The 6647-nt window shown below is 59.3% G+C and carries 6 protein-coding genes; 5 read left to right on the top strand and 1 reads right to left on the bottom strand.

All coding sequences use genetic code 11. The features are described 5' to 3' along the window. Positions 1-71 precede the first annotated feature (71 nt). Entirely contained in the window at positions 72-605 is a 534-nt protein-coding gene (locus R6U20_RS12130) for a hypothetical protein (protein ID WP_410338116.1), read from the bottom strand. Positions 606-863: 258 nt separating this feature from the next. Here R6U20_RS12130 and R6U20_RS12125 point away from each other — a divergent pair, with 258 nt between their 5' ends. The 5 genes from R6U20_RS12125 to R6U20_RS12105 all read left to right on the top strand — a co-directional run. Next, complete coding sequence (locus R6U20_RS12125) at positions 864-1892, top strand: dipeptidase (protein WP_410338115.1); 1029 nt, start codon at positions 864-866, stop codon at positions 1890-1892. Between the two features lie 72 nt (positions 1893-1964). Beyond that, positions 1965-3176 (top strand): acetyl-CoA carboxylase biotin carboxylase subunit family protein, encoded by a 1212-nt coding sequence (locus R6U20_RS12120; RefSeq protein ID WP_410338114.1) that lies wholly within the window; start codon positions 1965-1967, stop codon positions 3174-3176. 282 nt (positions 3177-3458) lie between these two features. Next, entirely contained in the window at positions 3459-4649 is a 1191-nt protein-coding gene (locus R6U20_RS12115; protein WP_410338113.1) for a thiolase family protein, read from the top strand. A 504-nt stretch (positions 4650-5153) separates the two neighbouring features. After that, the gene (locus tag R6U20_RS12110; protein ID WP_410338112.1) at positions 5154-5744 is read left to right on the top strand and encodes a fasciclin domain-containing protein; all 591 of its coding nucleotides are present in this window, start codon (positions 5154-5156) and stop codon (positions 5742-5744) included. A 312-nt stretch (positions 5745-6056) separates the two neighbouring features. Next, on the top strand, positions 6057-6647 hold a 591-nt coding region (locus R6U20_RS12105; protein ID WP_410338111.1), incomplete at its 3' end, for an SDR family NAD(P)-dependent oxidoreductase.

Here is a 6647-nt window from a genome sequence, read left to right as displayed (position 1 = left end):
AGTCGCTGCGTCAAGAAATACAGGCAGTGGACAAATCGCTGCGTCAAGAAATACAGGCGGTGGACAAATCGCTACAGGGTGAGATCAAGGGCCTTCATTTCTTCGCGAAGGCCCTTGATCTCACCCTGTAGCGATTTGTCCACCGCCTGTATTTCTTGACGCAGCGATTTGTCCACCGCCTGTATTTCTTGACGCAGCGATTTGTCCACTGCCTGTATTTCTTGACGCAGCGACTTGGCTCCTGCTTGCATTTCTTGACGCAGCGATTTGGCTCCTGCTTGCATTTCTTCACGCAGGAGTTCGATCTCGGCCCGGAGCGCCTCGTCCGCTGCTTGTATGGCCTGACGTAATGACGCATCGCCGGCCTTCATTTCCTGACGGAGCATCTCGGTTTCTGATCGTAGAGCTTCGTCCCCGCCTTGCATCTCCTGGCGCAGCGTTTCGAGTTGGCTGCTGAGTTCTTGCTTCGCCAGTTCGATGTCGGAGGCGGTGGCGCCGCGCTCTTCCGACTGAGCAATGAGTTCCACAATGCCCTCGGCCTGTCGGTCATCCAGACCGTACTCTTCAACCAGGCGTCGCTTCGATTTGAGGGTGTCGATTGGCATGGCCGTACATGCATTTCGAAAATGAGGTAAAGCTGTTGTTTCAAAACAGGAGTCTGGGCCAAAAGTTCAGCGACATTGCGACGTACTGATGTGAACGTATACAGGCAGTAACCTGATTGGGATACAGACCTCCACCGGCTATAGCATTCCCCACTCCCGAGGAACCCCGACCCCTTTACGAAACGTTGCACGCGGCGCTTGTTTGGGTAGGATGCATCGCGCATTCTTCGTTCCGTTCTCTCCTGGCTTCTCCTCAGCATGTACATTGACGGCCATCTCGATCTCGCTTTCAATGCTGTCGTTCACAAACGCGATCTGACACGCAAGGTGATGGCCGTTCGGGCAGACGAAGACCGCTCGCATCAGGAGCTGCTGGTGACGCTCCCCGAACTGCGCCGTGCTAACGTGGGCATTGTATTTGGCACGCTCTTCGCCATTCCCCGCTCGGCTTTGCAGTACGAGGGCGAGAAGCCACCGAAGTGGAAAGCAAAACTCAGCTATGCCACGCCCGACGAAGCCCACGCACTCGCTGTCGATCAACTGGAACGCTATGAGCAGTGGGAAGACGAAGGGCGCATTCGCATTCTGCGTACGCAAAGCGATCTGCAGGTGCACGTTACAGCCTGGGAGAGCGGGGAGCGCACCGTCGGACTTGTGGTGCTCATGGAGGGCGCCGACCCGATTCGCACCCCCGACGAACTCGCGTGGTGGGCCGACCGGGGGCTTCGCATGATCGGGCCGGCCTGGCGCAGCACGCGATACGCGGGGGGAACCGGGGCGCCTGGTCCGCTCACGCCCAACGGCAAAGCGCTTGTGCAAGCCATGATCGAGCACAACATTCCGCTCGACGTAAGCCACCTCTCCAATGAAAGCTTCTGGGATGCGATGGACCTGGCGCCCCGGTACGTACTGGCAAGCCATAGCAACGCCCGCGCCATATCGCCGGGCGACCGACAGATGAGCGACGATATGATTCGCGCGGTAGGAGCATCGGGCGGGGTTGTTGGTATCGTGCTTGGCGATGCGTTCTTGCATCCCGATCATGCAACCATGCAGGTTACGCTGCGCGATGTGCACCGCCATGCCAAACACATCGCCCGCCTGATTGGGTGGGACCAGGTCGCGATTGGGAGCGACTTCGACGGCGGTTTTGGGGTGCAGGAGACCCCCAAAGAACTCACACGCGGCGCTGATTTCTCGAAACTCGGAAAGCTGGTGCCTGAAGCGGCGCGAAGCGGCTTTCTCGGAGGCAACTGGTTGCGCTTTTTGCGACGCGTACTGCCGTAGCACGTGGCCTTTCGAATCTCCCAAAATGCGCTCCTATACAATACACATATACAGCAACAAACCTGAGACTCCATGAATACGCAACAGCCTGTCACCCTTCTGTGTCTTGCCAGCTACGAAAAGGGCGCGGCCTTCCTCCGCGAAGCAAAGACGCAGGGCGCCCGCGTTATTTTTGTGACCGATGAGAAGCTCCGCGATGCCGACTGGCCATGGGAGGCGATCGACGAGGTCTACTACCTGCCCGATTTCTCGAACGAAGACAACGTTCTTCACAGCATCAGCTATCTGGCGCGGGCGGAGCAGATCGACCGGATCGTTCCGCTTGACGAGTTCGATCTGTACAACGCCGCCATGCTGCGTGAGCACTTGCGCCTGCCGGGCATGGGGCAGTCCGCTGTGCGCTACTTTCGCGATAAACTCGCCATGCGCATGAAAGCGCGCGATGCGGGGATCCGCGTGCCTGACTTTGTGCCGATCGTCAACTACGACGACATTCGCGCCTTCATGGATCGTTGCCCGCGTCCGTGGATTCTGAAGCCGAGGAGCGAGGCGTCGGCCATTGGCATCAAGAAAATCCACGACCCCGAGGTGCTCTGGCGCACCCTCGACGAACTGGGCGACCGGCAGTCGCACTTCTTGCTGGAGCAGTTTGTGCCGGGGGATGTCTATCACGTCGATTCGCTCGTAAGCGACGGATCCGTCATTTTTGCTGAAACTCATCGCTACGCCAATGCCCCCTTCGACGTGATGCACGGCGGCGGTATCTTTGCCAGCCGCACCCTCGACCGCGAGAGCGACGAGTCCGCCACCTGCCGGAGGCTCAACAAGCAGCTTATCCAAGACTTCGGGATGCATCACGGGGCGGTGCACACCGAGTTTATTCGCGGACGCGACGACGGCGACTTCTACTTCCTCGAAACCGCCGCCCGTGTCGGCGGAGCCCACATCGCAGAAATGGTCGAAGCCTCCACGGGCATCAACCTGTGGGCGCAGTGGGCCCGAATCGAGGTGACACGTGCCCGCAACGAGGCCTACGAACTCCCGGAGCGAAACCAGGACTATGCTGGCATTCTCATTTCGCTGGCGCGCCAGGAGCATCCCGACCTTTCGGCATACCAGGAAGAGGCGATCGCATGGCAAATGGATAAGAAGCATCATGCTGGGCTCATCGTGCGTGCCGAGACCCCACAACGCGTCGACGTGCTGCTCCACGAGTACATGACCCGCTTCTACGAGGACTTCCACACCGCCATGCCCGCTCCCGAAACCTCTGGCGATGCGTAGATGCTGCTTCCAAGGGCTGCCAACGACATCTGTGCGGCGGGCTCCCCGGGTACGTGTTTAGCGTGAGCCAATAACTGCCCGGGACGTCCTTCGAACCAATGTCGGAATACCAATTCCGAGCTACAAGTTGCTAAACACCGACCTCCCAGGCCGAGCCTGCTGTAATTTTAGATGGAGGGCTTGCCTCTCTGGAAGCGTTTCCGGATGCTGTATGTCCACCTACTTGGGATGCCTTTCCAGCGCATTCCCCTGCCTGCTTGTCTCACACACCCTCCACTCGCCATGCGCGACGTATATATCGTAGCCGCCCACCGCACTCCCATCGGACGCTTCGGCGGTGCGCTCAAAAAGCATTCGCCGGTCGATTTGGCCGCCCACGCCATGAAAGGCACGCTCGAATCCGCCGATGTTGATGGCGGGGCGCTCGACATTTACGTGTTTGGCAACGTGTTGCGGGGCGGACACGGCCAGCTCGTGCCGCGCCAGGCCGCCATTCAGGCGGGCATTCCCAAGTCCATCGACGGCTACGCGGTCGATATGGTCTGCGCTTCCAGCATGATGAGCCTGATCAACGGCGCCACCATGATTAAGGCAGGCGAGGCCAACCTGGTGCTCACCGGCGGCACCGAGTCGATGTCAGACACCGGCTTCTACCTCTCCTCGAAAGCCCGGTGGGGCTACAAGTACCTGCCCGGCGACCACGAGCAGGTCACTGACCTGATGTTTCGCGATGGACTCAGCGATCCGTTTTCGGGCGAGGCTATGGGCGTGCAGACCGAGCGCCTGGCCGCCGAGCACGGCATATCACGCGCCGAGTTAGATGCAGTAGCTGCCGCTTCGCACCAGCGCGCGGCACAGGCTCACGAAAGCGGCGCATTCGAGAGCGAGATGCTTCCCCTCGAGTACCGCACCCGCAAAGGCACCGAAACGCTCGACCACGACGAGGGCGTGCGCCCCGACACGACCCCCGAATCGCTCAGCGGCCTGCGCCCGGCGTTCGATGAAGAAGGCGTACTTACGGCAGGAAACAGCAGCCAGATTAGCGATGGCGCGGCCGCGCTGCTCCTGGCCAGCCAGGAAGCGGTTGAGGCGCACGGATTGACCCCGCTCGCGAAGGTTACCGAAAGCAGTTGGGCCGCAGGCGAGTCATGGCGCTTTCCCGAAGCCCCCATCCCTGCTGTTGAGAAGGTGCTCGACAAAACGGGTACTACCATGGATGACTACAACCTCTTCGAAAACAACGAGGCCTTCGCGATTAACAACCTGCTGTTTCAGCGCATGCTGGATGTAGAGGCCGACCGCCTGAACGTACACGGCGGCGCCATTGCAATGGGGCATCCCATTGGCGCATCCGGGTCGCGTATTGTAGTCACGCTGCTGCACGCGCTCATCCGCCACGACGGCGCCCAGGGGCTGGCCTCCATCTGCCACGGCACCGGCGGCGGCGTAGCAGTAGGTATTGAGCGCGTGTAGCGTAACCAAAACCCAAACAGGTTCTTAGGGGATGCGCATGCGGCGCACATCCTGAACGGGTCCTCCCATCTCCGGGGGGACCCGCTTGTTTGTTGCCCGCCGTACCTCTGTAGAAACAGCCGGTCAACGCAAATTCAGACTCGGGATGTGATGTCGATTTGCCTGGTCACACTCCCGCATTCTTGTTAGAACAACCAGTTCACATGCCCCAATGGGTATCGCTCCGGTTACGATCTGAAAGAACGTTACATCATTCGACCCCTCAAATGTAACTTAGTTGCAAAGACACCCACCAAAGCAGTGGTATTTGGTACTCCGTGTACGCCATATTAGATTTGTACATGCTACCATGCCTCGTCACCCCACGCGAAATACGAGTCGAGCGCTCCATGCGCACTACTCGCAACCGACTGCTTATGCATCGGTCTTCCTCGCTGCTACATGGCATGGCAAGCCACAACTGCTCAACCCCACTTTTTGTTGACTAACTACGGAGGACCATCCATGAAATCATCTCACTCGTACATCATGCGCGGGCTCTCAATGCTGCTGTTCGCGGCTGTGCTCGTTGTTGGACTTACGGCTTGTGGCGGCGGCGACGCCCCCGACTCGTCTGATGATAGCGGCGACGATATGGCTGCCGAAGACGATGCCCCAGCCATGACACAGGACTCTCTCACTATCGTCGACATCGCGGTATCGGACGCGCGTTTCACCACGCTCGTTACGGCACTCGACTCGACAGACCTCGTGTCGTCGCTGTCTGAAGACGGACCGTTTACCGTGTTCGCTCCCACAAACGAAGCCTTCGAAGCACTCCCCGACGGCGCACTGGACGACCTCATTGGTGCCGATGATAAGTCGGATCTCGAAGGCATCTTGCTCTACCACGTGGTGGAGGGCGAAACCCTCTCTGATGATCTCGAAGACGGCGAGCAGACCGTCACTACGATGCAAGGCGATGACCTGACCATCGAAGTGTCTGACGAGGGTGTGATGGTAGGCGAAGGCCAGGTGGTTGAAGCTGACATCGAAGCCGCCAATGGCGTGATCCACGTTGTCGATAGTGTCTTGATGCCGCCGGAAGAAGATTGATGCCGGCCCCCAACATGAGCCGTGCATTGCGCTGACTCTACACGATTTGGCGTTATGCTACAAGCGGACGCTCCCCAGCAGGGGGCGTCCGCTTTGCTTTTGGGGATGGCCCCCCTTGAAAAAACAGGCCGTAACGATCTACCGATATCTACGGCTCAACAGAATCTTACATCCCGTATTTGTCCTACAACCCTCTGCTTGTGCACGCACCCCCACAGCGCATGTAGAGCCTTGGCATGCGCTCCGCGTTACACACCGCACTGCGGTTCCGCCACTACGATTCACGCTTATCATCAACCCTACCCGCTGTTTATGTCCGCTTCTGATGCATCTCCCGTCTTCGTCATAATTGGTGCCACCGGCGGAATCGGTTCGGAAGTGGCCCGCCGCCTGGCCGACGATGGCGCTCGCCTGGTGCTGGGCGCACGTACTGAATCCGATCTGAATGAACTGGCTGGTTCCCTCGACACAGAAACGACGGTTCACCCGCTTGATGCAACCGAATATGAGCCCGTGCAAGGCATCATCGATGCAGCCACCGACACGTACGGCCAGATTGACAGCGTCATCCACACCGTCGGGTCCATTCTGCTGAAACCGGCCCACCTCACCTCCATCGAGGAATATCGCGAGCAGATGGCGCTGAACCTCGACTCGTCGTTCTTCACGGTGAAGGCAGCCTCGCGGGCGCTCATGCGTGGTGGCGGCAGCATTGTGCTGAGCTCCTCGGCCGTTGGACGCATCGGTCTCAACAACCACGAAGCCATTGCAGCGGCCAAAAGCGGCATCATCGGACTTACCCGCGCTGCCGCCGCCACCTACGCCAAGCGCGGCGTACGCGTCAACTGCGTGGCTCCCGGTCTGGTGGATACGCCGCTCGCAGCCAACATCCTGAAAACCGAT

This window comes from Longimonas sp., from assembly GCF_046498435.1.
Classification (GTDB): domain Bacteria; phylum Bacteroidota; class Rhodothermia; order Rhodothermales; family Salinibacteraceae; genus Longimonas.
This window is presented reverse-complemented; position numbering and strand designations above follow the sequence as displayed.

Coding starts and splice junctions, on each gene's coding strand:
- R6U20_RS12130 (WP_410338116.1), bottom strand. CDS start 605: ATGCCAATCGACACCCTCAAATCGAAGCGACGCCTGGTTGAAGAGTAC.
- R6U20_RS12125 (WP_410338115.1), top strand. CDS start 864: ATGTACATTGACGGCCATCTCGATCTCGCTTTCAATGCTGTCGTTCAC.
- R6U20_RS12120 (WP_410338114.1), top strand. CDS start 1,965: ATGAATACGCAACAGCCTGTCACCCTTCTGTGTCTTGCCAGCTACGAA.
- R6U20_RS12115 (WP_410338113.1), top strand. CDS start 3,459: ATGCGCGACGTATATATCGTAGCCGCCCACCGCACTCCCATCGGACGC.
- R6U20_RS12110 (WP_410338112.1), top strand. CDS start 5,154: ATGAAATCATCTCACTCGTACATCATGCGCGGGCTCTCAATGCTGCTG.